Origin of the sequence: Micromonospora cynarisoli, from assembly GCF_030518815.1 — a bacterium.
Classification (GTDB): Bacteria; Actinomycetota; Actinomycetes; order Mycobacteriales; family Micromonosporaceae; genus Micromonospora; species Micromonospora wenchangensis.
This window is the reverse complement of record NZ_CP130426.1, coordinates 1,092,979-1,117,400: the sequence shown is the minus strand read 5'-3', so window position 1 is coordinate 1,117,400 and position 24,422 is coordinate 1,092,979. Positions and strand designations below refer to the sequence as shown.

Genomic DNA, 24,422 nt, shown 5'->3' with positions numbered 1-24,422 from the left:
CGCAGTCGGCTGGTATCAAGGCAGGGATAAAACACGTGTACGAAAGAGGGTTGTGATGGCGGGCCAGGGTTTGTCCGATGACGAGGTGCGGGGTATCCGGGAGGCGTTGGCGGCGGGGCGGAAGCCGAAGGTGGTGTTCACCGCGTCGGCGGGGCAGATCGCCGGGCAGGTGGGTCAGGTGGTGGAGGTGACCGATCCGGCGGTGTCGGACGAGTTCGTGGTGGTGCGGTTCGGGCGGGACGAGTTGCCCTTCTCCCCCGCCGATCTGGAGGTGGCGCCGAGGGGTGCGGGTCGTCGGGTGGTGGAGGCGAAGGCGGAGCCGGTGGTGGAGCCGCCGGTGGAGTCGACGTCGGCGCCGGAGTTCGTGTTGGACACGCCCCGGGTGCCGGTGCAGCGTCGGGAGGAGTCGAGGGTGGAGCAGGCGGTGCCGGTGGAGAAGCCGGCGGCGCGTCGGCCGGTGAAGGTGGCGAAGCCGAAGGGGCCGGCGGGGTTGACGGTGACGTTGGCGTATGCCGACGGTGAGTGGACGGTGGCGGCGCAGCAGGGGGCGAAGGCGTTGGCGAAGCCGTACGTGGTGAAGCCGGCGGAGGCGTTGCGGATGGTGGCGTTGGTGGATGTGCCGGGGGTGCAGGAGGCGGTGGAGCAGATCCTGTCGGCGGAGCGGTCGGAGGCGGAGCAGCAGGCGGAGAAGTTGCGGGCGGAGTTGGCGGAGATCGAGGCGCGGTTGGCGGAGTTGCGCGAGGCGCGGTGAGGTGGGGCCGGTGACGGCTGTGGTGGGGGCCGGTCGGGGGTTGTGGGCGGGGGCCTGCGGGTCGGCGGCCCCCGCCGGGGTGGGTCAGAAGTAGTCGCCGAGTTGGGCGGGGCCGGCGGCGGCGAGCAGGTCGAGGGGGGCGGGGTCGGTGCCGGTGGGGTGGTGCAGCAGGCCGGCCTGGGCGATGGTGCGGGCGGTGGCGGCGCCGGTGTAGAGCAGGGCGAAGCCGCGGACGGTCAGGTGCAGGTCGGCGGGGGCGGTGGTGCGGCGCAGGTCGCCGTGGCCGTCGGTGATCTCCAGGTGCCAGGTGCCGGTGTTCCAGTCGGCGAGCGGGTCGTCGAGGGTGAAGGTGGCGGTGCCGTGCAGGTGTGTCGGCCAGCCCCGGTCGCGGACGGCGCGGGTGATGTCGACGGGGCGGTGCATCCAGGTGTCCTGTTGGTGTTCGCGGGCTTTCTCCACCGGGAGGTGGGGGGTGAGGGGGTCGCCGGGGAGCAGGGTGAGGCGCAGGGTGGGGGCGACGCTGTGCCAGCTGGCGAGGATGCCGACGAGTTCGCGGGCGGCGTCGGCGGTGGTGGCGGCGAGGTCGTCGATGGTGATGGTGCCCTGGTCGCCGTAGTTGTTGCGGCGGTTCCAGCCGGCGTAGCCGACGAGGTGGCCGTGGTGTTCGACGAGGGTGAGACCGTCGTAGGGCAGGGTGTGGTCGGTGGTGTGGCGGGCGCGGTGGTGGTCGTGCAGGGGGCCGCTGCGGGCGAGTAGGCCGCGGCGGTGGCGGACGGTGTGGGTGTGTAGTTCGTCGGCGGCGGTGAGGTCGGTGGGGGTGCCGGGGCGGACGGTGAGGTGTGGGCTGGGGTGGTGGCGGGTGAGCAGGGCGGTGGGGAGGTTGACGGTGCGTAGGGTGCCTGTGGTTTCCCAGCCGCAGGCGCGGTAGGGGGTGGCGACGGTGGGGAACAGCGCGCTGATGGCGGCGCCCCGGTCGTGTGCGCCGCGCAGCAGGGTGGTGAGCAGGGCGCGGGCGACGCCTCGGCCGCGGGTTTCGGGGGTGACGGCGACGCCGGCGACGGCGACGGTGCGGCCGTCCCACCACTGGTGGTGGTGCAGGTCGACGGCTTTGCCGATGAGGCGGCCGGTGTGGTCGAACGCGCCGTAGCGGGTGGTGCCGGGGGTGGTGGTGGGTGGTGGCGCGGGTTGCGGGTCGGAACCGAAGGCGGTGCGGCCGAGGTGCCAGGCGGCGGTGGTGTCGTCGTCGGTGAGTTCCCGGACGTGGGGGTCGTGCGACATGCGGCGACGATAGCGGTGGGTGGGTGGGGTGGCGACGGGTTTGTGGTGGGACGCGTTGCGGGGCCGGTGCGACCCCCTCGCTCCGGCCCCGCGTCCCCGCGCCCCTCGCGCGTCTTTCAGTGTTGCGGGATGTTCTGTACCCCGATCCGCTTGCGGAACACCCAGTAGGTCCAACCTTGGTAGGCGAGGACGATCGGGGTGAAGACGACGGCGACCCAGGTCATGATTTTCAGCGTGTAGGGGGTGGAGGCGGCGTTGGTGGCGGTGAGGGTGCCGGCGGGGTCGCCGGTGGAGGGCATGACGTTGGGGAACAGGGCGGTGAAGAGGGTGGCGACGGCGAGGGCGATGGCCAGGGCGGTGCCGGTGAAGGCCCGGCCTTCGCGGCGTGCCCGGGCGGCGGCGAGCGCGCCGAGCAGAGCGATGGCGGCGCCGGCGGCGAGGGCGATGGCGGCGGGGTTGGCGCGGATGGTGAGGGTCCAGGTGAGGAAGGCGACGGCGACGACGGCGGTGCCGGCGCCGAGGGTGACGGCGAGGGTGCCGGCGCGGTGGCGGATGTCGCCGGTGGTCTTGAGGGCGAGGAAGACCGCGCCGTGGGTGAGGAAGAGGCCGAGGGTGGTCAGGCCGCCGAGCAGGGCGTAGGGGTGCAGCAGGTCGATCAGGCCGCCGACGTATTCGTGGTCGGCGTCCAGTGGTACGCCGCGGAAGATGTTGGCGAAGGCGACGCCCCAGAGCAGGGCGGGGATGGCGGAGCCCCAGAAGATGGCCTGGTCCCAGCGGCGTTTCCAGGAGGCTTCGGGGCGCTTGTGGCGGTATTCGAAGGCGACGCCGCGGGCGATGAGGGCGAGCAGGATGAGCAGTAGGGGCAGGTAGAAGCCGGAGAAGAGGGTGGCGTACCACTCGGGGAAGGCGGCGAACATGGCGCCGCCGGCGGTGATGAGCCAGACCTCGTTGCCGTCCCAGACGGGGCCGATGGTGTTGATGAGGACGCGGCGTTGCCTGTCGTCGCGGCCGAGGACGGGTAGGAGCATGCCGACGCCGAAGTCGAAGCCTTCGAGGATGAAGTAGCCGGTGAAGAGCACGGCGACGAGGAGAAACCAGATGGTGGTCAGTTCCACGGTGGGGCTCCGGGTCAGTAGGCGAAGGCGAGCGGGCGCTCGGCGTCGTCGGTGTCGTCGGGGGTGGGGTCGGGGGTGACGTCGGGTACGCCGGCGCGGGCGTAGCGCAGGAGGAGTTTGAGTTCGATGACGGCGAGGGTGGCGTAGATGAGGGTGAAGGCGGTGAAGGAGGTGAGGACTTCGGTGAGGGAGACGCTGCGGGAGACGCCGTCGCGGGTGAGCATCTCGCCGAAGACGATCCAGGGTTGGCGGCCCATCTCGGTGAAGATCCAGCCGAAGGAGTTGGCGAGCAGTGGGAGCGCGGGCATGATCAGGCCGGCGCGCAGCAGCCACCTGTTGGTGGGGGTGCGGCCCTTGCGTTGGCTCCAGAGGACGAGCAGGGCGATGGCGGCGGCGGCGAGCCCGAAGCCGATCATGAAGCGGAAGCTCCAGTAGGTGACCGGGATGATCGGGGTGTAGCTGCCGGGGCCGTACTGGCTGGCGTACTGGGCCTGGAGGTCGTTGATGCCGTGGACGGTGCCGTTGGGGTCGCCGGTGCCGAGGTAGGACAGCAGGTAGGGGATCTTGAGGGCGAAGATTTCGCGGCTGCCGTCGAGGCTGCCGACGGTGAGTACGGAGAACGAGGCCGGGCTTTCGGTGGTGTAGAGGCCTTCGGCGGCGGCCATCTTCATGGGTTGCACCTGGGTCATGATCTTGCCTTGGATGTCGCCGGTGAGGACGACGAGGGTGGAGGAGATGAGCACGACCCAGGCGCCGAAGCGGGTGGCGTGGCGGTAGGCGTCGGTGTCGGGGCTGTCGCGGCGGCGCATGACGTGCCAGAGGCTGACGGTGGTGACGAGGGCGCCGGCGACGAGGAACGCGCCGGCGAGGGTGTGCGGGAAGGTGATGAGGGCGACCTTGTTGGTGAGGACGGCGACGAAGTCGGTGAGTTCGGCGCGTCCGGTGTCGGGGTTGAAGCGGTAGCCGACGGGGTTCTGCATGAACGAGTTGGCGGCGAGGATGAAGTAGGCGGACAGGTTGGTGCCGATGGCGGCGGCCCAGATGCTGGCCAGGTGCAGGCGTTGGGGGAGCCGGTCCCAGCCGAAGATCCACAGGCCGATGAAGGTGGATTCGAGGAAGAAGGCGACGAGGGCTTCGATGGCCAGGGGTGCGCCGAAGATGTCGCCGACGAAGCGGGAGTAGTCGGACCAGTTCATGCCGAACTGGAATTCCTGCACGATGCCGGTGACGACGCCCATGGCGAAGTTGATCAGGAAGAGTTTGCCGTAGAACTTGGTGAGTTTGAGGTATTTCTCGTCGCCGGTGCGGTGCCAGCGGGTCTGGAGGATGGCGACCAGGACGGACAGCCCGATGGTCAGTGGTACGAAGAGAAAGTGGTAGACGGTGGTGACACCGAACTGCCAGCGGGCGACGTCCAACGCGTCCACCGGGATTCCCCCTGCCGTTGATACTACGAGACGTAGTAGATACTACTGCGTGTCGTAGGTTGCCGGGCAGGGTCGGGGGTCCCGACCCGACCCGGGACCAATGACCCTGATCACCACAGGCCGCACGACCCGGCTCCGGTCCTCCCCCACGCCCGTGCGACCATCGGCGACTGATGGACACCCCGCGCCCCGGCTGGCAGCCACCACGGTTCTGGCGTGCCGCCCAACTGCTCGCCCGGCTGGTCGTCGCCCTGTTCGCCCGGCTGGAGGTCAGCGGGGACGTCCCCGCGCACCTGCGCCGGGGGCCGCTGATCCTGGCCGCCAACCACATCAGCCCCTTCGACCCCATCGTGCTGGGCGCGGCCTGCCGGGCCCGGGGCGTGTCGCCCCGCTTCATGGCCACCGGTGGGCTGTTCCGCACCCCGGGGCTCGGCGCGCTGATGCGCCACGCCGGGCACCTGCGCGTCGACCGGGGCAGCAGCGCCGTACGCCGGGCGCTCGACGACGCCGCCGCGGCGGTCACCGCCGGGTCGGTGGTGCTGGTCTACCCGGAGGGACGCATCGGCCTGGACCCCGGCATGTGGCCCGAACGCGGCAAGACCGGCGCGGCCCGCCTCGCCATGGCCTGCGACGCCCCGGTGGTGCCCGTGGCCCAGTGGGGGTCGCACGAGGTGCTGCCCTACCGGGCGCCCCGGGGGATGCTGCGCGCGTTGGCCCGGGCGCTGGTGCGCCGCCCGGTGATCCGGGTCCGCTTCGGCGCGCCGCTGCACCTGGGGGACCTCTCCCCCGCCGCGTCCGGCGCGGCCCGCCGGGGCACCGACCGGATCATCGACGCGATCACCGACACCCTGGTGCCGCTGCGTCCCGACGAACCGGACCGGCCCCGGCACGTCGACCCGGGGCGTCCCGTCGACACCAGCCGGGTCCACCGCCGCCCGGCGACCGGGGCGACGCCGGTGGACCGTCGCCCCACGGAAGAAGGTCAGGCATGAGTGAACCGACCGTACTGGTCACCGGCACCTCCAGCGGCATCGGGCTGGAGGTCGCCCTGGGCTGCGCGCGGGCCGGCTGGCGGACCGTGGCGACCATGCGGGACGTGTCCCGTGCCGCGCGGCTGCGGGCCGCCGTCACCGCCGCCGACCTGGTCGACCTGGTCGACGTCCGGCAGCTCGACGTGGTCGACCCGGCGTCGGTCGCCGCCGCCGTCGCCGGTGTCGTCGACAGGTACGGGCGGCTCGACGCGGTCGTCAACAACGCCGGCGCCGGTCACCTGGGCACCCTGGAACAGGAGGGCGTCGACGCGGTCCGCGCCGTCATGGAGGTCAACTTCTTCGGGGTGCTGCACGTCAGCCGGGCCGCCCTGCCGCACCTGCGGGCCAGCGGGGGCCGGTTGGTGACCGTCAGCAGCGTCGGCGGGGTGATCGGGCAGCCGTTCAACGAGGCGTACTGCGCGGCGAAGTTCGCCGTCGAGGGGTTCATGGAGTCCCTCACCCCGGTCGCCGCCACCGTCGGGGTGGCCGTCACCGTGGTCGAGCCGGGGGCGGTGGCCAGCGAGTTCGTCACCAACGTCGGTCTCGACCGGGACGCCGCGGTGGCCGCCGCCGGGGCGTACGGGCCGGGGCTGCGGGCGTACCTGCGGCGGACCGCCGACGCGTTCGCCGCCGCGCAGTCCCCCGCCGACGCCGCGGCCACGGTGGTCGCGGCGGTCACCGGCCCCACCCCGCCGCCGCGGATGCAGACGTCGGTGACGGCCCGGCAGTTCGTCGGGCTGAAACTCGCCGACCCCGACGGCACGGCGGTCACCGCGCTGACCGGGGCGTGGATCGACTGACCCGCCCGGCCGGGCCTGCCACCGTGGGGCGACAGCCACCGGCCGACCGTCCACCGGCCACCGGGGGGCGGGCATACTGCGCTGCGTGTCGACCCGACCCGGCTACCTGGACGCCCCCACCCCGCTGGCCTTCGCGCACCGCGGCGGCGCCGCCGACGGCGACGAGAACACCGTCGCCGCGTTCACCCGGGCCGTCGACCTGGGTTACCGGTACGTGGAGACCGACGTGCACGCCACCGCCGACGGGGTGTGCGTGGTCTTCCACGACGCCACCCTGCGCCGGGTCACCGGGGAACGGGGCCGCCTGGCCGACCTGCGCTGGGCCGACCTGGCGACGGTGCGGGTCGGCGGCGCGGCGGTCGTGCCCCGGCTCGACGACGTGCTGGCCGCCTGGCCGCAGATCCGGTTCAACATCGACGTGAAGGCCGACGCCGGCGTCACCCCGGCCGTCGAGGCGGTCACCCGGGCCGGCACGGCCGACCGGGTGCTGCTGGCGTCGTTCAACGACGCCCGGCTGGACCGGCTGCGCGCGGCCACCGGCGGCCGGGTCGCCACCGGCCTGGGCATGCGCGGGGTGGCCCGGCTGTGGCTGGCGTCGCGGCACGGCCGGCCGGTGCGGTTGCCGCCGTCGGTGGTGGCCGCGCAGGTGCCGCCCCGCTACGCCGGGGTGCCGGTGGTCGACCGCCGGTTCCTGGACTACTGCCGCCGGCTGGGGGTGCAGGTGCACGTCTGGACGATCGACGAACCTGCCCGGATGCACGACTTACTGGATCGTGGTGTGGATGGCATCATGACCGATCACGTCGGCGTGCTGCGCGACGTCTACCGCAGCCGCGGCCTCTGGGCCGCCTGAGCCCCGAGGACCCCGATGGCCGACCCGGTCACCACCACCCCCACCACCGTCGACACCCCGGCGGGCCTGCGCCGGGAGCGGCGCGGCTGGTATCTGTACGACTGGGCCAACTCGGCCTTCCAGACCACCGTCATCACGGTGTTCCTCGGCCCGTTCCTCACCACCGTCACCGAACTGGCCGCCGGCTGCGAACTGGGCGCGGACCGCTGCGACGGGTACGTGCACCCGCTGGGCGTCCGGGTCGCCGCCGGCTCGTACTACCCGTACCTGATCTCGCTGTCGGTGCTGTTGACCGTGTTCGTGCTGCCGGTGGTCGGGGCGATCGCCGACCGGACGGTGCACAAGAAGCGGCTGCTGGCCGGGGCGGCGTTCACCGGCGCCGGGGCGACCATCGCGATGGCGCTGGTCACCGGCGACCGGTACCTGCTCGGTGGGGCGTTGTTCCTGGTCGCCAACATCGCCTTCGGCGCGGCGGTGGTGGTGTACAACTCGTTCCTGCCGCAGCTGGCAGGCCCGGACGAACGCGACGCGGTGTCCAGTCGCGGCTGGGCCATCGGCTACCTCGGCGGTGGGTTGCTGCTGGCGTTGAACCTGGTGGCGGTGACCCTGCTCAGCGAGGACGACAACCCGCAGCGCACCCTGGACCTGGCCCGCTGGTCGATCGTGTCGGCCGGGGTGTGGTGGGCGGTGTTCACCCTGGTGCCGCTGCGGTGGCTGCGGGAGCATCCTACCGCCGAGGCGTTGCGCGGGGCTGGCCGCAACGTGGTCACCGACGGGTTCCGGCAGCTCGGCCGGACCCTGCGGGAGATCAAGGCGTATCCGTTGACGCTGTTCTTCCTGCTGGCGTTCCTGGTCTACAACGACGGCATCCAGACGGTGATCACCCTGGCCAGCCAGTACGGCACCGAGGAGTTGCGGCTGGGGCAGAGCACGCTGATCGTGACGATCCTGCTGGTGCAGTTCCTCGCCTTCGGCGGGGCGTTGGCGTTGGGGGCGTTGGCGCGGCGCATCGGCGCGTGGAAGACGGTGCTGCTGTCGCTGGTGCTGTGGACCGCGGTGATCATCGGGGCGTTCCGGTTGCCCGCCGAGGCCCCGCTGCCGTTCATGATCCTCGGTGGGGCGATCGGTCTGGTCCTCGGCGGCAGCCAGGCGTTGAGCCGGTCGCTGTTCAGTCAGCTCATCCCCGCCGGCAAGGAGGGCGAGTACTACGGGTTCTACGAGATCAGCGACAAGGGCACCAGTTGGCTCGGCCCGCTGGCGTTCGGCTTGGTCTTCCAGCTCACCTCCTCCTACCGGGTGGGTCTGGTCTCCCTGCTGATCTTCTTCGTGGTGGGGTTCGCGTTGCTGGCCGCGGTGCCGATCCGCCGGGCCATCGTCGCCGCCGGGAACACCCCGCCCCGGGTGCTCTGACCATCGGCCCGATCCACCCGCGCCGATGGGCTAGGCTGCCCCGACGTGACCGACGACGCCGCTGCCACCCCCACCTGCCTGGCCCGTCCCCTGCCCGGCCCGGACGACGGGGGGATCGGCTGCGCCGCCGCGCGGGGCGTCGACGGCCGTCCGTTGCACGCCGCCGCGTTGAAGTTCTTCTGGGGCCCGATGGACTGCGGCAAGTCGACGATGGCGTTGCAGATGAACTACAACCACGCCCGGCAGGGCCGCCGGGGGCTGGTCACCACCCGCATCGACCGCTCGTTGGGGCCGCGGGTCACCACCCGCATCGGGCTGGCCCACACGGCCGTGGAGGTGACCGACGAGCTGGACCTGCGGGCCCTGGTCCGCGACACCTGGGCCGAGGGGGTCCGCATCGACTACCTGATCTGCGACGAGGCGTCGTTCTACGACGTGGCGCACGTCGAGCAGATGGCCGAACTGGTCGACGGCTACGACGTCGACGTGTACGCCTTCGGTCTCGCCACCGACTTCCGGTCCTGCCTGTTCCCGGCCGCCCGGCGGCTGTTCGAACTGGCCGACGAGGTGGCCCGCATCCAGGTGGAGGTGCTGTGCTGGTGCGGGCGGGAGGGGCTGCTCAACGCCCGTGTCGTCGACGGGCGGGTGGTCCGCGAGGGCGCGCAGGTCGTCATCGGTGACACCGTCGACACCGCCGACGTGCGCTACCAGGTGCTGTGCCGGCGGCACTACCGCTCCGGCGACCTGGGCCCGCGCGCCTGACCCGGCCGGCGGTCAGTACGGGTCGCCGCAGACCCGCCACTCGCCCTCTTCCTTCACCACCGGCAGCCGCCGCTGCTCGGCGGCCCCACCGTCGCGGGTGACCCGCACCGTCACCTCCCCGGCGGGCCGGCCGCCCCTGGTGCGTACCGACACGTCGAGGATGTCGTAGCCGGTGACCACCGGCGGGGTGCGGACCCAGCCGGCGAAGCCGACCTCGCTCCACCGGCTGCGGGTCGGCGCGCACAACCGCCGGTAGGCCTGGTCGACCTCACCGGCGGACAGCTCCCGGAAGAACCCGTCGGCGGTCTCCCGCACCGGGCCGGTGGCGCCCGCCACCACCTGTACGTTCCACAGCCCCAGCCCGGCCACCCCGACCAGGCACAGGCCGACGGCGAGAGCACCCAGGACCAGGCCGGTGCGCACCGGGCGACGCCGCCGCGCCGGTCGGGTCCACGCCTGCTGCACGCTCATCACCTGCGACGGTAGGCGGACGGGCCGGGGCGCGCAGGCGGTTCGGCCCCTGTCGCGCGGCCGGGGCGATCGTCTACCGTCGGCGCACACCCCTGGTGAAGGAGCGACGGATGAGCCGCTACGTGCAGCCGGTGCCGGAAATCGACGACCCGTACACCGGTGACCGGCTGCTGCGGTCGTGGCTGACCCGGCAGCTCGGCGCGGACGGGCACACCGCCGCGCGGGACCGGCTGACCGCGCTCGCCGCCGACGTCACCGGGCCGCTGCGAGCCGCGCACGCCGACGCCGAGGCCCACCCGCCGACGCTGGTCCGCTACGACCCGTGGGGCGCCCGCGTCGACCGGATCGACACCAGCGCCGGCTGGCGGGCGCAGCGGGCCGCCGCCGCCCGGCACGCCGTGGTCGCCCTGCCCTACCTGGAGTCGGCGCGCGGCACGTGGGGGGCCGCCGCCCGCGTCGTCCAGCACGCCCTGCTGCACCTGTACGGGCCGGAGTCGGCGACGTTCTCCTGCCCGGTGGCGATGGCCGACGGGGCCGCCGCGCTGCTGAGCAGCCCCGACGTCGACGCGCAGGTGCGCGACGCCTGGCTGCCCCGGCTGGTCGCCACCGACCCGGACACGGCGATCGTCAGCGGGCAGTGGATGACCGAGTCGCAGGGCGGTTCCGACCTGTCCGGCACCGGCACCCTCGGCCGGCCGGCCGCCGACGGGTCGTGGCGGCTGACCGGGGAGAAGTGGTTCTGCTCGGCCGCCGACGCGGCGATGGCGGTGGCGTTGGCCCGGCCGGAGGGGGCCGGGCGGGGCAGCCGGGTCCTCGCCCCGTTCCTGGTGCCCCGCTACGCGGCCGACTCGCCGCTGGCGGGGGTGACCGCCGCCCCGGACGGTCCCGCCCCCGGCGTGGTGGTGCGGCGGCTCAAGGACAAGTTGGGCACCAGGGCGTTGCCGACCGCCGAGATCGGGTTGCGGGACGCGTACGCGCTGCCGTTGGGTGACCCGGCGGTGCCGGGGCTGGTGCGGGCGATGACCCTGGTGGTGGTGACCCGGGTGCACAACGCGTCGGCCGCCGCGTCGGGGATGCGCCGGGGACTGTCCTACGCGACGGCGTACGCGCGCCACCGGCGGGTGGCCGGTGGGCTGCTGGCCGACAATCCGCTGCACCGGGCCACCCTCGGCGCGTTGGCGGTGGACGCGGCGGGCGCGTTCGCCCTGGCCGGGCACGCGTTCGCGTTGCTCGGCCGGGTCGAGGTCGGCGGTGATCCGCAGGCCGCCGCCGAGCTGCGGGTGGTCGCGCCGCTGGCGAAGCTGGCCACCGGCCGGCTGGCGGTGTCGTCCGCCGCCGAGTACGTGGAGGCGTTCGGTGGGGCCGGCTACGTCGAGGATACCGGCGTGCCCCGGCTGCTGCGCGACGCGCAGGTCCTGCCGATCTGGGAGGGCACCTCCAACGTGCTGGCCGTGGACGTGCTGCGCGCGGTCACCCGGGAGGACGCGGCCGGCCCGCTGTTGGCGCGGCTCACCGCCGCCGCCGACGTGGCCCGCCCGTTGTCCCCGGCCCTGGCCGACACCCTCGCCACGGTGGCCGGGGAGCTGCGGGCCACCCTCGGTGAGGTCACCGCCGACCCGGCGTCGGCGACGGTCCTGGCCGGCGCGCGCGGCCTGGCCTTGCGGATGGCGTACGCGTTGGCGGCGGCGCTGCTGGTGGAGCACGCCGCGTGGGGTGACGGGCAGGCCGAGGTGGCCGCCCGGTTGTGGGCGCGGCGGTGGCTGCGGCACGAGGACGTCTGCGCCGACGCCCACCACCACCTCGACCTGCTCACCTGACCCGGGTCAGCGCCCCGTGCAGGAACAGGTCGACCAGGTCGGTGGTGGACGGTGCCGTGGTGGCCAGCGGGCCCGGCGGGGACAGCTGGCCGAGGAACAGGTCGGCGAGCCGGTCGGGCGGGAGCCGTAGCCGGTCGGCGTCGGGGGTGAACAGGGCGGCCACCGCCGACCGGACCGCCGTCGTCGCGCCAGGCGGTGGCGGGTCGGGGCGGGCCCGGCCGGCGGCGTGCAGGGCACCGAGCACCGCGCCCAGCCGGGCCAGGTGGGCGTGGACCGCCACGGCGGCCTCGGTGAGCCGACCGGTGAGGGGCTGGTGTCGGTCGATGCGGGCCAACCGGTCGAGCAGCGCGTCGGGGCGCAGGACCTCGGCCACGCAGGCGTCGAGCAGCGCCTGTTTGTCGGCGAAGGCGCGGAACACGGTCGCCTCGCCGATCCCGGCGGCCCGCGCCACCTCGGCCGTGGTCACGGTGGTGCCCCGGCGGGTCAGCAGGGGCAGCGCGGTCTGCACGATCATGGCGCGGCGGCGGTCGGCGGTCATGGCCGGCGCGCGTCGTCGGCGTCCCCCGGGTGCCGTCATGGCACCACCCTCGGCAGTGGGCGCTCACTGCGTCAATCGGTTTTCTCAGCCGCGCCGCCGGGCTCGCGCCGCCCAGATGACGTACGCCGGGTCCCGGTCGAGGTTGTGCCGGTCCCGGTCGTAGCGGCGGGTGGTCCGTGGGTCGGCGTGCCCCATCGCGTCCTGTACGTCCTCCAACGGCACCCCCTCCTCGCGGGCGGTGGTGGCGAAGGCGTGCCGCAGCGAGTGCGGGGACAGTTTCGCCGCCGCCGCGATGCCCGCCGTGGCGGCGAGCCGGCGCACCAGCCGGAACACCGAGTGCCGGTCGAGTCGGCCGCCGGTGGTGGTGGCCAGCAGCGGCCCGGTCAACGCCTCGACGGCCACCCCGGCCGCAGCCGCCCGTTCGGCCAGGTAGGCGTCGAGGGCGTACGCGGTGCCCGGGGTGAGCGCCCGGCGGCGGGACTTGCCGCCCTTGCCGACGAACCGGACGCTGCGGTGCCCGCGTTCGGCGCCGAGGTCGGTCAGGTCGAGGGAGACCAGTTCACCGACCCGCAGGCCGAGGTCGGCCAGCAGGGCGACGGCGGCCCGGTTGCGGGCGGCGGTCGGGCCGGTGTCGGCGTCGGCGGCGGCCAGCAGCGCGTCGACCTCCTGGGGGGTGAGGCCGACGGTGGCGGAGTGGTCCCGGTCGATGCGCGGCCGGTCGGCCCCGGAGACCGGGTTGGTGTCGACCGCCCGCAGCTTCAGAAGGAACTCGTACCAGCTGGACAGGGCGGACAGTTTCCGGGCGACGGTGGCCGGGGTCAGCGGCCGGCCGCTGCGCGCCGCCGGGGTCGCCTCCAACTGCCGGGCGTAGGCGTTGACGTCGAGGAAGGTGGCCCGCAGCGGGTCGAGGTCGCCGCCGGCGCACCAGGTGAGCCAGCCGGCGATGTCACGGCGGTAGGCGTCGCGGGTGTGTGCCGACAGTCGACGGTTGCGCAGCCACGCCTCGGTGAAGTCGACAGGTGTGCCGGCCACCGCGGGGCGGGTCGGGGTGCGGGGCAGGACGGGGCCGTCGGGACGCAGCATGCGAGAAAGACTCTCAGCCCCGGTGGGTAATCACGGTGAGGCGCGCCCGAGCGGATTGCCCGACGCCCGGGCGCGACAGCATTAGGCCCGGTGGGGGCCGGTGCGGCCCCCACCGTGGGCGTGGCGGTCAGGCGGTGATCTGCCGGTGTCCGTTACCGGCGGTGACCGGGACCCGACGCGGCTTGGCCCGCTCGGCGATCGGGATGCGCAGCGTCAGCACCCCGTGCTCGTAGGCGGCCTCCAGCCGGTCGGTGTCGAGGGTGTCGCCGAGGAACAGCTGCCGGGAGAAGGTGCCCATCGGCCGCTCGGCCGCGACCAGTTCGACGGTGTCGGAGGTGGGGCGGCGGCGCTGCGCCCGGACGGTCAGCACGTTGCGCTCCACCGTGCAGTCGATGCTGTCGGGGTCCACCCCGGGCAGGTCGAACGCGGCGTGGAAGTGGTCGCCGTCGCGCCAGGCGTCCAGGTGCATCACGGCGGGGCGGCTGGTGGTGCCGAAGAGCTGCTCGGCGAGCCGGTCGATCTCACGGAAGGGGTCGGTACGCATCAGCATGGTCGTGCCTCCTCGGTTTCCTCGGGCCGAAGGTTTCCAGTGAAGTTGAGTCGGGGTGACTCAACTCGTACTTCAGTATTTACCTCGTCCCGGCGCGCCCGTCAACCCACCCGCGCAGCACCTCGTCGACCCCGCTGCGGCGACCGGGCGGCATCACGCAGGCGTGCCTCGTCGGCGAGCGCGCCCGCCAGCGCCTGTGCGGTCATGCCGGTCACCCTGCCAGCCGGTCGACGCGTGCCGCCGGACGTTTCCACACCGGCCGGGGCGGAGCCGGCGCACGGCGGTCAGGAGGACTGGACCTCGTCGAAGAGGGCGAGGGCCGCGGCCGGGTCCGGGCCGACCAGGCGTTCCAGACCGGCCGTGGTGATCGCCGCCCACCTGCCGGCCCGCGCCCACATCCGTTCCTCCCAGGCGCGCACCACCGCGTCCAGGTCGTCCGGGTCGGCGGCCACGGACTCCGCGAGCTCGGCGCCGTCGAGCATCGCCAGGTTCGCGCCCGCCCCCAACGGCGGCATCAGGTGCGCGGCGTCACCCAGCAGCGTCACCCCACGCACGTGGGCCCAGGTGTGCGACGGGGGTAACACGTGGATGGGGCGGTGGACGAACGTGGTGCCCCGACCGACCAGGTCGCGCACCGGTTGCGCCCACCCGTCGAACAGGGCGAGCAGAGCCGACCGCGCCGCCTCCACGTCGGTCAGGTCCAGCCCCGCGTGCCAGTCCAGCGGCGCGCGGAGCTGCACGTACACCGTGACGTGGCCGCCGCTGTTGCGTTGGGCGACGATCCCGCGGTTCACCCCGTATACGGCGACGGCACCGTCGCCGATCAGCTCGGCCAGGTCCAGGTGGCGGGTGTCGACGTCGTCGAGAGAGGTCTCGACCATGGTGACGCCTGTATACCGCGGGGTCACCGGCGACACCGTGGGCCGTACCCGCGACCACGCGCCGTCCGCGCCGACCACGAGGTCGAACGTCTCCTGCCGCCCGTCGGCGAAGTGCACGCGCGTGCCGTCCCCGGGCACCACCCGGGTCACCTTCCGCCCCCACCGCACGTCGAGCGGGCCGAGCAGCAGGTCACGCAGTTGTCCACGGTCGATCTCCGGATTGGCCCGCTCGTCCGGCCGGGGTCGCCAGTCCCGCAGCACGGTCCCCGCCTGGTCGAGGATGCGCATGGCCTGCCCCTCGGGACGCGACAGCTCGCGGAACCGTGCCAGCAGCCCCGCCTTGTCCAGCGCCAGTTGGCCCAGCCCCTCGTGCAGGTCAAGGCTGCCGCCCGGGGGACGGGAGTCGGGCCCGCGATCACGTTCCAGGACGACGGCAGGATGGCCGAGGCGGTGCAGGACCCGGGCGAGGGTGAGGCCACCGGGTCCGGCGCCCACCACCGCGATACGTTGTCTCATATCAATACACTGTATTGATCCTGATCGTGTCGTCGCCGCCCGCCTGAACGCCGGCCCGATGCGGCTGTACGGCCACCTGTCCACCAAGGACGAGTTGTTCGACCTGATGGTGGGCGCCGTCCACGCCGAGGTCCTCCCCGACACGCAGCCCGGCGACTGGCGGGAGACGCTGCGGGTCGTCGCCCACCGCACCCGGCGGACCGTGCTGCGGCACGAGTGGCTGGCCGACCTGCTCGGCGGCCGCCCCACCCTGGGACCGAACGGCCTCGCCGTGGCCGAGGCCCAACTGGCCGCCCTCGACGCCGTCGCCACCAGACTGCCCCGACCGCCCGGGTGACCCGGGAAACCCGGTTGTCGGCGACGGCGTCGCTGGCCAGGGTGTGCCCATGTCCCATGAACTGTTCGCCGTCACGGCGGCCACCGGAGCCCTCGGTCGCCGCGCCGTCGCCCAGCTACGTGAACGGGTCGGGCCCGACCGGGTCGTGGCCGTCGCCCGCGATCCCCACCGCGCCCGAGCCCTGGCGGTCGCCGTACGCCACGGCGACTACGACGTCCCCGACACGCTGGTCGAGGCGTTCGCTGGGGTCACGCGGCTGCTTTTCGTCTCGTCCCCCGAACTCGATCCCGCCCGCCGCACCGAACAGCACCACGCCGTCGTCACGGCGGCGGGACAGGCCGGAGTCACCGAGGTGGTCTACACCAGCTTCCACCCGATCGCCGGCCTCTTCGACGCCCACCGGGCCACCGAGGAGGCGCTCGCCGCGGCGGGCCCGGCCCACACGGTGCTGCGGAACCCGTTCTACACCGAGCCGTTCGTCGACGCGGCGGCCCGTGACGCGGCGGCCGGGGCGGCGCTGGTGCACGCGACCGGGGGGCGGAACCTGACCACCGCCACCCGGGCCGACCTCGCCGAGGCCGCCGTTGCCGCTCTCCTGCGCCCCGACACCCGGGGGCGGACCTACACCCTCAGCGGACCGGCGTGGACGTACCCGCAGGTGGCCGCCGCCCTCGGCGTCGAGGCCCAAGCCGGCGTGGTGACCGGGCCGATGGGCTGGCTGCACGCGTTGGCCCGGGCCGGCGTCCTGGACGTGTCGACCGACCACCTACGTGAGCTGCTCGGACGGACGCCCACCGGCATCCTCGACCAGCTCCGGGAAACCCACCCGCTTCCCTGAGGCCGGCACGCACAACCAGATCCCTGCGCCGAAGCGGGATGCAACAGAACAGTCATTATGGTGTGACACCGTTATGCCCGTTTTGGCGGTCTCAATTAACGAATTACTGTTACCGGCAATCTGTTAATGGGTCGCGGTTGGTCCGGCGGACCACGGAGGCAGGCTGTCGCCGCCAGGCCCACCGTGGGCCTGCGGGAACAGCGGGTCGCTGCCGTGCAGGACCAACGTCGCGTCCGGTGCCATGTCCGCCAGCAGCGGTACGCCGAGCGGCTGCCGACACGGCCCGCCGGGTGGCCATCACCTCGGTCACCGCCGACCGGGTGTCTTACGGTGACGAGCACGGCCCGGGCGGGCATGCCCGCCCGGGCGACAGCACAGGCCGTGGGTGCGACCCTGGCTCGGGCGCAGGCCGCCCGGGACCGGCTCACCGATCTCGCCAGGCGATGCGATCCTCGGCGTCCATCTGGCCCGCGACGACCGCGCCGCCGCAGGACGGCCAGCACCTGTGGGGCACTCTCGCCGCCGTGCGGCCGGTGAGGAGGCCGCCGCCACACGACCCGGCCCGCGGGCCACGATGGTGCGAGGATCGGCCGCATGCCCACCGAGGAACAGTTGACCGGTCGCGGGGTCCGGGACGCGATCGACGACCTGACCCGCACGCTCGGCCCGCACACCGACCGGGACTGGACCGGCCCCGCCGGTGACCTGGCCTGGTCATGCTGGACCACCGCCGCGCACATCGCCCACGACCTGCTCGGCTACGCCACCCAGCTCACCGGCCGGCCCGACACCGCGTACCTGCCGCTCGACCTCCGGGTACGCCCCGACGCCACCCCGGCACAGGTGCTGGTGGTGGTGGCCGCCTGTGGAGGGCTGCTCGCCGCCGCGCTCGACACCGTCCCCGAGCACACCCGCGCCTGGCACTGGGGGCCCTGCGACCCGCCCGGCTTCGCCGCCATGGGCATCGCCGAGACGCTGCTGCACACGTACGACATCACCCGGGGACTCGGGGTGACGTGGCGGCCGCCGACGGCGCCCAGCGCGGCGGTGCTGGGGCGGCTGTTCCCCGACGCGCCCGCGGGTGACCCGGTCGACGTGCTGCTCTGGATGACCGGGCGGGCCACCCTCGGTGAGCGGCCCCGCCGCGTCGCGTGGACCTGGCGGGCCGCCGTCGAGGACCCGGCGACGCGATGACGGTCATGCCGGCGGCCGACGCCACGGCCAGCGCCACCGGGGGCGGCGCGTCGGTGGCGGGGTCGCCGGGACGGGCAGGACCGGTGCGCTGCGGGTGGCGCGGTGGGCCCGCCACTGGCGCAGCACCGCCTCGGTGTCGACCGGACGGACCGTCACCCGGGGCCCTGCGGGGTACCGCAGCCACGCCACGATCTCCTGGTTGAGCAGCCCGACGAACTCCCGGACCGACTCCTCGGTGGGCAGGTCACGGACCTCGTCGGGCACCTGCTCGACCCGGCGGCGCAACTGCAACGGGGTGGGCAGCAGCAGGTCGGTGGGCAGCGCCTCCCGCTCCAGGAAACTGGTGATCCACCAGGACTCGTCGTAGGGGACGTCGCGGCCGGGGATCGGCTTGCCCATGCCGGGCAGGTTGTCGAACTCGCCCCGTTCCTGGGCACTGCGGATCTGCGCCTCGACCGAGGCCTCCCACGCGTCCACCATCCTCAGGACACCTCCCCCGCCACCGTATCCGCCCGGCCGTCACCGGTGCAGCGCCCACGGGGCGGGGGACATTCCCGACGTTCAGCGGTGGTGCCGCACGTGGCGGTGCCCGTCGAGAGGGAACGGCGGCCGGGCGGGCAGCACCTCGACGAACGGGAAACCGCTCTTGTCCGCCACCCGGCAGGACGCCGGGTTGTCCAGTTGGTGCAGCAGTTCCAGCCGGACCAGCCCGGTCGCGGCGAACCTGGTGAACGCCCACCGGCTCACCGCGTCCACCGCCCGGGGCGCCACCTGACGGCCGCGCGCCGGCCCGGCCGTCCAGTAGCCGATCTCGGCGTCGGCGCGGCCCGGCACCACGTCCTTGAGCAGGACGCAGCCGACCACCCGGTCACCGTCGGGCGCGGGTTCGCAGACGGCGAAGCTGAACCGGCGGCCCGCCGCCCAGCCCTGCCGGTTGCCGTCGACCCAGCGTCGGGCCTGGCCCGGGGTGGTCAGCGGGTTACGGGTCCGGGCCCGTAGCTCCGGGTCCCGGTACGCCTCGACCAACGCGTCAACGTCGTCGTCGCGCCAGCAGCGCAGGAGCAGTCCGGGTGCGGTGACGGTGGGGGCGGCCCGCAGGGTCACAGACATCTGAGCAGTGTGGCCGCTGCCCCGCCCGTCCGGAACCCCTGCCGGGCACGGGAGACGTGCCGCACCGACGCGGCGTAGGGGTGCGGGCACGGACGGGGCGGGACCGGTGCGGGCCACCGGGAGGACGCCCGTGCGCGGTCTTCCACGGCCCGCGGCGTTCGGGCGCAGGCCCCGCCACGCGTTTCACCGGGCAGACCGCGTTGACGACCGATGGAGAGCCGACTGTGGTGGGCTGTCAGCGGCCGGTGGAGCCGTCGATTCTCTCGCGGATGATGTCTGCGTGCCCCGCGTGGCGTCCGAGCTCCTCGATCATGTGGACCAGCACCCATCGCTGCGACGGCGGCAGGGCGCCGCGGCCGGGCGGCCGGGGTGCCGGCTGGGTCAGATCGGTCCAGGTTTCGATGACCTGGTTCGCCTGCTCGATCGTTGCCCGGCAGGCGGCGAGCAGGCCGTCGACGGTTTCGTCACGGGTGGGCTGGAAGGTGCGCCGCATGGTGGTGATCGGCTTTTCGAGGAAGTAGAACCCCTCGACGGCGGTCACGTGTTTGATCAGCCCGAGGAGGTTGGTGCCGGAGGGCACACCGGCGGTGCGGACCTCGGGCTCCGGCACGTCGGCGACCTTGTCCATGATCGCGTTGCGGAGGTAGTCGATGAATCCGACCAGGGTGGCCTTCTCCCCGGGGGCGGTCCATGCGGGCCCGGTGTCCTTGCGTTTCCTGGTTCGGGTGGTCGGCGGCATCAGCTTTTCCGATCATGTCGTCGGACGAGCAGGACGTTGTCGGTGACGGTGGCGGTCCGGCCTCCCGGTCCGGTGGCCCGGCGGTGCTGCGTGTCGGCGCGTACGACGGACCACCGGGCCGGGTCGAGGGCGAGTTCGGCCGCGGTCTCGCCCGGTGAGGGGTGGTGCGTGTCGGGATCCTTGTTCCACGACCAGGGTGCGGTCGAGCCGTGGTCGACGATCAGGAGATGACCGCCGGGGCGCAGTGCGTGCGCCGCGGTACGCAGTGCTCGCGCGCGGTCCAGCGGGAAGGGGGTGTGCAGGTACTGCGCGGAGATCAGGTCGAACTGCCCGTCCGGGAAGCTCCGGGCCAGATCGTGCTGTTCGCCGGTCACCCGGCCGTCGATGCCGAGTTGCCGGGAGCGTGCCCGCACCCGTTGCACGGCGGCGCGGGAGATGTCCACGGCGGTGACCCGCCAGCCGTGCCGGGCGAGCCAGATGGTGTCGCCGCCGGCGCCGCATCCCAGGTCGAGGGCATCGCCGGGTCGCAGTGTCCCGGCTGTCTCTTTCAACACCGGGTTGGGGTGCCCGGTGCCGCCGCCGCGCCGGGCGCGGTGGTGCTGTTCCCAGAACGACCCGGCATCGAGTGTGTCGGTCATCGGTCCGCCCCTCTCGCTGTCGTCAGGACGAGCGCGGCCGTGACGGCTGCGGCGGTGCGCGGCCACCGTGCCGCCGGTCGCGACGTTGTTGCTGATGTGAGCATCGTTGTCTTACCTCCGCCACCAGGATGACCAGCGGCGTTGCCTGTTTGCGAGGAACGTTGCGGATCCGCATCATGGGCTCATGAACGTCACGTCGCACGACGTCCTTGCGGGCGTCGGCCCGCGCCTGCGCGCACTCCGCAAGGCCCGGAACATCTCGCTGGCCGCCCTGGCGGCAGAGACCGGTCTGACCGCGAGCACGCTGTCGCGTCTTGAGAACGGGAAACTGCGCCCGACACTGGAGCAGCTGCTGCCGCTGGCGCGGGCGCACGGCGTCCCGCTCGACGAACTGGTCGCGGCCCCGCCCACCGGCGACCCACGTATCCACCTGCGGCCGGTCCGGCGGTCCGGCTTCACCGTCGTGCCGCTGACCAGACGTCCCGGAGGCATCCAGGCCTACAAAGTGATCTACCCACCGGCCGGGAGATCGGCCACGACGACCCTGCAGACCCACGAGGGGTACGAATGGTTCTACGTACTCAACGGACAGGTCAGGCTCGTCCTCGGTGACCAGGAATACCAGCTGGGCCCCGGCGAAGCCGCAGAGTTCGACACCCGCATCCCGCACCAGATCGGCAGCGCCGACTCCCGGGCCGCGGAGCTGCTCACGCTCTTCGGTGCGCAAGGCGAGCGCGCCCACCTGGCGCCGTCCCCGGCATCGCCCATCTGAACGAGGCGGTGGCGACCGGCCGACCCGCTCAGACCGGTGACGGCCGGGGTGCCGCCGTCGGCAGTTCCCGGTTCACCGGGCCGTCGACCGCGGCCACGGCCAGCCCGATCGCGTAGAACATCACCGACAGGTTCATGTCGGTGAAGCCGTAGAACGGGGCGAGGGCGAGGGCGACCACCGGCACCACGCTCAGCCACCGGCCGGCGGCGGACACGGCGACGGCGGTGCTGCGGACCAGCACCACGAGCAGGGCCAGCAGCGTCAGCAGGGCGGGGATGCCGTGGCTGTACATGGTCAACCAGACCTGGCCCTGGGTGCCGAGGGGTTCCGCGCCGGTGGTGGTGTCGGCGCTGCGCGGGGCGCCGTAGCCGAGCAGCGGCGAGTGCAGGACCGCGTCGAGGGTCTGCCGGTACAGGTCGGCGCGGTCCCGGGTCGAATCGGTGTTCTCCACCCGGTTCATGATCATGTCGCCGACCGGGACGACCAGGGTGACCACCCAGGCCACGGCCACTCCGGCGGCGATCGTGCCGATCAGCCGGACGTCGCCGCGCACCAGGGCGCGCAGGCCGAGGTAGAGCAGGCCCACCCCGAGGCCGACGAACATGCCCCGGTTGAGGGTGAGGAACGCCGGCACCAGCGCCAGCGGCAGGGACACCAGCAGCACCCGGCGCAGCGGCCCGGTGCGCACCGCCGACAGGTACGCCAGCACGCACGGCACCAGCAGCGCGAACCCCGTACCCCAGTTGTTGGTGTACGGGTACGGGGCGGCCGTCCGGTAGTACGGGTTGCGGCCGGTGGGGTTGAACTCGGTGGAGTGCACGTGGGTGACCGCCCGGATCATCCGCTGCCCGGCCAGCCCGTCGGGCAGCAGCACCTCCACCGGGGTGGTCAGCGCCAGCCGGGGGGCGAGCACACCCACCCAGCCGAGCGCCACCATCGCCAGCCAGAAGAACAGCACCGGTCGGAACAGCCGGTCCCAGCGGGCCCCCTGCCGGGCGGCGGTGTAGGCGTACAGGTAGACCACGAGGGCGGTGAGGACGAAGCCCAGCCGCAGGCCGTAGACGAGCAGGCTGCTGGCCTTCTCCAGCCGGGTGGCGCTGACCACGATGAGGCTGACGAGGACGAACCACAGCGCCGAGCCGGGCGGCCAGGACACCCGGCCGTGGGCGAGCAGGACCACCGCCAGCAGCATCCCGAACAGCGTCCAGCCAAGGTAGAGGCTGCCGAGCAGCCACCACAGCGGCATCGCCGCGAACATCAGGTACAGCGGCCAGAGCGGCAGTGCGCGCGGTGGTGCAGCGTTCCTCGTCCCCACCGGGGCAAGGTTAGGCGGGCGGGGCCGGGTCGGTCATCGGCGGAGTGGCTGTGACGGACGCCATCGGGGCCGGTTGCTCGCGGATCACCGCGACGCCCCCGGCCGGTAGGACCACCGTGCCGTCGGCGGGGACGCCGGTGAGCAGGTCGATGCCGGTGGCCGGCACCCGCTGCGGCCGGTCGGTGTGGTTGAGCAGGAACAGCCAGCTCGCCTGTGGGTGGGCGCGGCGTACCGCCTCCACGCCGGGCGGGGCGTCCGGGCAGACCGGGGCGACGCCTGCGGTCCGGGCCACCTCGGTGAGCAGCCGCCGGTAGGTGCGGTCGTCGGGTCGGGTCGACAGGTACCAGGCGGTGCCGTCGCCGATGCGGTGCCGGGTCACCGCCGGGCGGCCGTCGAGGACCCCGCCGACGTACGTGCCGACCGGTTCGGCGCCGTCCAGTTGGAGGGTCTCCGACCAGATCCGGCCGGTGCCGCCGCCGGAGAGCAGCACCTGTTCGTCGGCGGCGAGCGGATGGAACTCCTCCACCCGCAGGCCGAGCAGGTTGCGGTACGCGCCGGGGTAGCCGCCGAGGTGCACCCGGCCGTACGGGTCGGCCACGCCGCTGAGGTAGCCGACCAGCAGGTGCCCGCCCGCCTCGACGTGCTCGCGGACCCAGCCGGCGGTGGCGTCGTCGGCCAGGTAGACGGCGGGTAGGACGAGCAGCCGGTACCGGTCGAGCGGGTCGCCGGGGACGACCACGTCGCAGCCGTACCCGGCCCGCCACAGCGCGCGGTGCGCGGCGGCGAGTTCGGCGTGCCCGTCGAGCAGGGTCGAGGGCATGCCGGGGTGGCGCAGCGCCCAGCCGCTGGCGGCGTCGAAGGCCAGTGCGATCGACGCGGTCACCTCGCCGGTGGTGACCTCGGCGAGCCGGTCGAGGTGCTCGCCGAGTTGGACCGTCTCGCGGAAGACCCGGCTGTCGGGGCCGGTGTGCGGCACCAGCGCGGAGTGGAAGCGTTCCGCGCCGCCGGCCGGTGCCCGCCACTGGAAGAACATCGCCCCCCGGGAGCCGCGGGCCACGTGGGACAGGCTGTGCCGGGCCATCCGGCCGGGTTCCTTGGTGTGCGAGCGGCCGGTGGTGTGGATCTGGCTGGCGGCGCTCTCCATCAGCAGCCAGGTGGCCGGCCCGTCGGTGGGGGCCGGTCCGCGTCGGGTGGTGGCCCGGTGGCGGCCGTGTCGCGCCCAGCCGCGCGCCAGGTCGGCGGCGAGGGCGGTCTGTTCCTCGGCGCCGCCGTCGACCGCCGACGGGTAGTGGTCGACGGCGACCAGGTCCACCTCGGCCGCCCAGCGGGCGTGGTCGACCGGCACCCAGTCGCCGAGGACGTAGTTGGTGGTGACCGGCAGCGCCGGGTTGGCCGCCGTGAGCAGGTCACGTTGTTCGACGTACGCGGCGAGCAGGGTGTCGGACCAGAACCGGCGGAAGTCCAGCAGTTGGCCGGGGTTGCCGAGGTACTGGGTGGCCCGAGGGGTGCTGACGTGCGCCCAGTCGGTGTAGTGCTGGCTCCAGAAGCTGGTGGCCCAGGCGGCGTTGAGGGTGTCCAGGTCGCCGTGGCGGTCGACGAGCCAGTGGCGGAACGCGGCCTCGGCGTGCGGGCAGTGGCAGGTGGTGCCGTACTCGTTGTGCACGTGCCACAGGGCGACGGCCGGGTGGTGGGCGTAGCGGGCGGCGAGGGTGGCGGCGATTCCCCGGGCGGCGGCCCGGTAGGCGGGGGCGGCGGCGCAGTAGGTGTCGCGGCTGCCGTGGTGCAGCCGGACGCCGTCGGCGGTGACCGGCAGCGCGTCGGGGTGCGCCAGCGAGAACCAGGGTGGTGGGGAGGCGGTGGGGGTGGCCAGGGCGACCCGGATGCCGCCGTCGTGCAGCAGGTCCAGCACCTCGTCGAGCCAGCCGAAGTCGTGGCGGCCGGGGGTGGGTTCGAGCCGGGACCAGGCGAACACGCCGACGGTGACCAGGTTGATCCGGGCCCGGCGCATCAGGGTGACGTCCTCGCGCCAGGTGGCGGCGGGCCACTGCTCGGGGTTGTAGTCACCGCCGTGGCAGAGTCGGCCGTCGTCCCACATACCCACCATCCCGTCGACTTTGTTTGATAGGTGTCCAAACTATGGAGACGATTTACCCATGTCAATCGGGTTGATCGCCGGTCAATCGAAGTCACTCGTTG

Annotated in this window: 25 protein-coding genes; 11 read left to right on the top strand and 14 right to left on the bottom strand. The window is 73.5% G+C overall.

Annotated elements, in window-relative coordinates; genetic code table 11:
- The first annotated feature begins 55 nt into the window (after positions 1-55).
- Positions 56-751 carry a hypothetical protein gene (locus Q2K16_RS04525; RefSeq protein ID WP_302743720.1) on the top strand — a complete coding sequence of 232 codons (696 nt, stop codon included), beginning with the start codon at positions 56-58 and terminating at the stop codon, positions 749-751.
- 84 nt (positions 752-835) lie between these two features.
- Here Q2K16_RS04525 and Q2K16_RS04520 read toward each other — a convergent pair whose 3' ends face one another.
- From Q2K16_RS04520 to Q2K16_RS04510, 3 genes are all read right to left on the bottom strand, one after another.
- Positions 836-2,029 (bottom strand): GNAT family N-acetyltransferase, encoded by a 1,194-nt coding sequence (locus Q2K16_RS04520; protein ID WP_302743718.1) that lies wholly within the window; start codon positions 2,027-2,029, stop codon positions 836-838.
- A 116-nt stretch (positions 2,030-2,145) separates the two neighbouring features.
- Positions 2,146-3,144 (bottom strand): cytochrome d ubiquinol oxidase subunit II, encoded by a 999-nt coding sequence (cydB, locus tag Q2K16_RS04515; protein WP_302743716.1) that lies wholly within the window; start codon positions 3,142-3,144, stop codon positions 2,146-2,148.
- 14 nt (positions 3,145-3,158) lie between these two features.
- Complete coding sequence (locus Q2K16_RS04510; protein WP_302743714.1) at positions 3,159-4,571, bottom strand: cytochrome ubiquinol oxidase subunit I; 1,413 nt, start codon at positions 4,569-4,571, stop codon at positions 3,159-3,161.
- Between the two features lie 173 nt (positions 4,572-4,744).
- Between Q2K16_RS04510 and Q2K16_RS04505 the strand changes: the two genes are divergently transcribed.
- The 5 genes from Q2K16_RS04505 to Q2K16_RS04485 all read left to right on the top strand — a co-directional run bounded on the left by Q2K16_RS04505 (position 4,745) and on the right by Q2K16_RS04485 (position 9,427).
- Complete coding sequence (locus Q2K16_RS04505) at positions 4,745-5,563, top strand: lysophospholipid acyltransferase family protein (protein WP_302743713.1); 819 nt, start codon at positions 4,745-4,747, stop codon at positions 5,561-5,563.
- Positions 5,560-6,402 (top strand): SDR family NAD(P)-dependent oxidoreductase, encoded by an 843-nt coding sequence (locus Q2K16_RS04500; RefSeq protein WP_302743712.1) that lies wholly within the window; start codon positions 5,560-5,562, stop codon positions 6,400-6,402. Before Q2K16_RS04505 ends, Q2K16_RS04500 begins: the two co-directional genes overlap by 4 nt.
- 85 nt (positions 6,403-6,487) lie before the next feature.
- A complete protein-coding gene (locus tag Q2K16_RS04495) occupies positions 6,488-7,255 on the top strand; it encodes a glycerophosphodiester phosphodiesterase family protein (protein WP_302743710.1) in 768 nt (255 codons plus the stop codon).
- Positions 7,256-7,270: 15 nt separating this feature from the next.
- Positions 7,271-8,665 carry an MFS transporter gene (locus tag Q2K16_RS04490; RefSeq protein ID WP_302743708.1) on the top strand — a complete coding sequence of 465 codons (1,395 nt, stop codon included), beginning with the start codon at positions 7,271-7,273 and terminating at the stop codon, positions 8,663-8,665.
- A gap of 45 nt (positions 8,666-8,710) precedes the next feature.
- The gene (locus Q2K16_RS04485; RefSeq protein ID WP_489671849.1) at positions 8,711-9,427 is read left to right on the top strand and encodes a thymidine kinase; all 717 of its coding nucleotides are present in this window, start codon (positions 8,711-8,713) and stop codon (positions 9,425-9,427) included.
- Positions 9,428-9,439: 12 nt separating this feature from the next.
- Here the strand turns inward: Q2K16_RS04485 and Q2K16_RS04480 are convergent, their stop codons facing one another.
- A complete protein-coding gene (locus Q2K16_RS04480; protein WP_302743706.1) occupies positions 9,440-9,898 on the bottom strand; it encodes an Rv0361 family membrane protein in 459 nt (152 codons plus the stop codon).
- 110 nt (positions 9,899-10,008) lie between these two features.
- On the opposite strand from Q2K16_RS04480, the gene Q2K16_RS04475 reads away from it, so the two are divergent.
- On the top strand, positions 10,009-11,715 hold the full coding sequence (locus tag Q2K16_RS04475; RefSeq protein WP_302743704.1) for an acyl-CoA dehydrogenase family protein: 1,707 nt from the start codon (positions 10,009-10,011) through the stop codon (positions 11,713-11,715).
- Here the strand turns inward: Q2K16_RS04475 and Q2K16_RS04470 are convergent.
- From Q2K16_RS04470 to Q2K16_RS04455, 4 genes are all read right to left on the bottom strand, one after another.
- Positions 11,708-12,292, bottom strand: a complete 585-nt coding sequence (locus Q2K16_RS04470) for a TetR/AcrR family transcriptional regulator (protein WP_302743702.1) — start codon at positions 12,290-12,292, stop codon at positions 11,708-11,710. The genes Q2K16_RS04475 and Q2K16_RS04470 overlap by 8 nt on opposite strands.
- 45 nt (positions 12,293-12,337) lie before the next feature.
- Positions 12,338-13,336, bottom strand: a complete 999-nt coding sequence (locus Q2K16_RS04465) for a tyrosine-type recombinase/integrase (protein WP_302743700.1) — start codon at positions 13,334-13,336, stop codon at positions 12,338-12,340.
- 127 nt (positions 13,337-13,463) lie between these two features.
- Positions 13,464-13,886, bottom strand: coding sequence for an Hsp20/alpha crystallin family protein (locus Q2K16_RS04460; protein ID WP_302743698.1), 423 nt, complete (start codon positions 13,884-13,886; stop codon positions 13,464-13,466).
- 284 nt (positions 13,887-14,170) lie between these two features.
- Positions 14,171-15,283: an FAD-dependent oxidoreductase gene (locus Q2K16_RS04455; protein WP_302743696.1), complete on the bottom strand. Its 1,113-nt coding sequence runs from the start codon at positions 15,281-15,283 to the stop codon at positions 14,171-14,173.
- 58 nt (positions 15,284-15,341) lie between these two features.
- Here Q2K16_RS04455 and Q2K16_RS04450 point away from each other — a divergent pair, with 58 nt between their 5' ends.
- From Q2K16_RS04450 to Q2K16_RS04440, 3 genes are all read left to right on the top strand, one after another.
- Complete coding sequence (locus Q2K16_RS04450; protein WP_302743694.1) at positions 15,342-15,620, top strand: TetR/AcrR family transcriptional regulator C-terminal domain-containing protein; 279 nt, start codon at positions 15,342-15,344, stop codon at positions 15,618-15,620.
- A 49-nt stretch (positions 15,621-15,669) separates the two neighbouring features.
- On the top strand, positions 15,670-16,458 hold the full coding sequence (locus Q2K16_RS04445; protein ID WP_302743693.1) for an NAD(P)H-binding protein: 789 nt from the start codon (positions 15,670-15,672) through the stop codon (positions 16,456-16,458).
- Positions 16,459-17,052: 594 nt separating this feature from the next.
- On the top strand, positions 17,053-17,652 hold the full coding sequence (locus Q2K16_RS04440; RefSeq protein WP_302743691.1) for a maleylpyruvate isomerase N-terminal domain-containing protein: 600 nt from the start codon (positions 17,053-17,055) through the stop codon (positions 17,650-17,652).
- Between the two features lie 3 nt (positions 17,653-17,655).
- Here the strand turns inward: Q2K16_RS04440 and Q2K16_RS04435 are convergent, their stop codons facing one another.
- The 4 genes from Q2K16_RS04435 to Q2K16_RS04420 all read right to left on the bottom strand — a co-directional run bounded on the left by Q2K16_RS04435 (position 17,656) and on the right by Q2K16_RS04420 (position 20,139).
- A complete protein-coding gene (locus Q2K16_RS04435) occupies positions 17,656-18,132 on the bottom strand; it encodes a DnaJ family domain-containing protein (protein WP_302743690.1) in 477 nt (158 codons plus the stop codon).
- Positions 18,133-18,213: 81 nt separating this feature from the next.
- A complete protein-coding gene (locus Q2K16_RS04430; protein ID WP_302743689.1) occupies positions 18,214-18,762 on the bottom strand; it encodes a GNAT family N-acetyltransferase in 549 nt (182 codons plus the stop codon).
- Between the two features lie 235 nt (positions 18,763-18,997).
- On the bottom strand, positions 18,998-19,501 hold the full coding sequence (locus Q2K16_RS04425) for a DinB family protein (RefSeq protein WP_302743688.1): 504 nt from the start codon (positions 19,499-19,501) through the stop codon (positions 18,998-19,000).
- On the bottom strand, positions 19,501-20,139 hold the full coding sequence (locus tag Q2K16_RS04420; RefSeq protein WP_302743687.1) for a class I SAM-dependent methyltransferase: 639 nt from the start codon (positions 20,137-20,139) through the stop codon (positions 19,501-19,503). The genes Q2K16_RS04425 and Q2K16_RS04420 overlap by 1 nt, the downstream gene beginning before the upstream one ends.
- Before the next feature lie 184 nt (positions 20,140-20,323).
- Here Q2K16_RS04420 and Q2K16_RS04415 point away from each other — a divergent pair, with 184 nt between their 5' ends.
- A complete protein-coding gene (locus tag Q2K16_RS04415) occupies positions 20,324-20,911 on the top strand; it encodes a helix-turn-helix domain-containing protein (protein ID WP_302743685.1) in 588 nt (195 codons plus the stop codon).
- A 28-nt stretch (positions 20,912-20,939) separates the two neighbouring features.
- Here the strand turns inward: Q2K16_RS04415 and Q2K16_RS04410 are convergent, their stop codons facing one another.
- Together Q2K16_RS04410 and Q2K16_RS04405 are read right to left on the bottom strand one after the other, a co-directional pair.
- On the bottom strand, positions 20,940-22,226 hold the full coding sequence (locus Q2K16_RS04410) for an O-antigen ligase family protein (RefSeq protein WP_302743683.1): 1,287 nt from the start codon (positions 22,224-22,226) through the stop codon (positions 20,940-20,942).
- Between the two features lie 10 nt (positions 22,227-22,236).
- Positions 22,237-24,330: a beta-galactosidase gene (locus Q2K16_RS04405; protein ID WP_302743682.1), complete on the bottom strand. Its 2,094-nt coding sequence runs from the start codon at positions 24,328-24,330 to the stop codon at positions 22,237-22,239.
- Between the last annotated feature and the right edge of the window lie 92 nt (positions 24,331-24,422).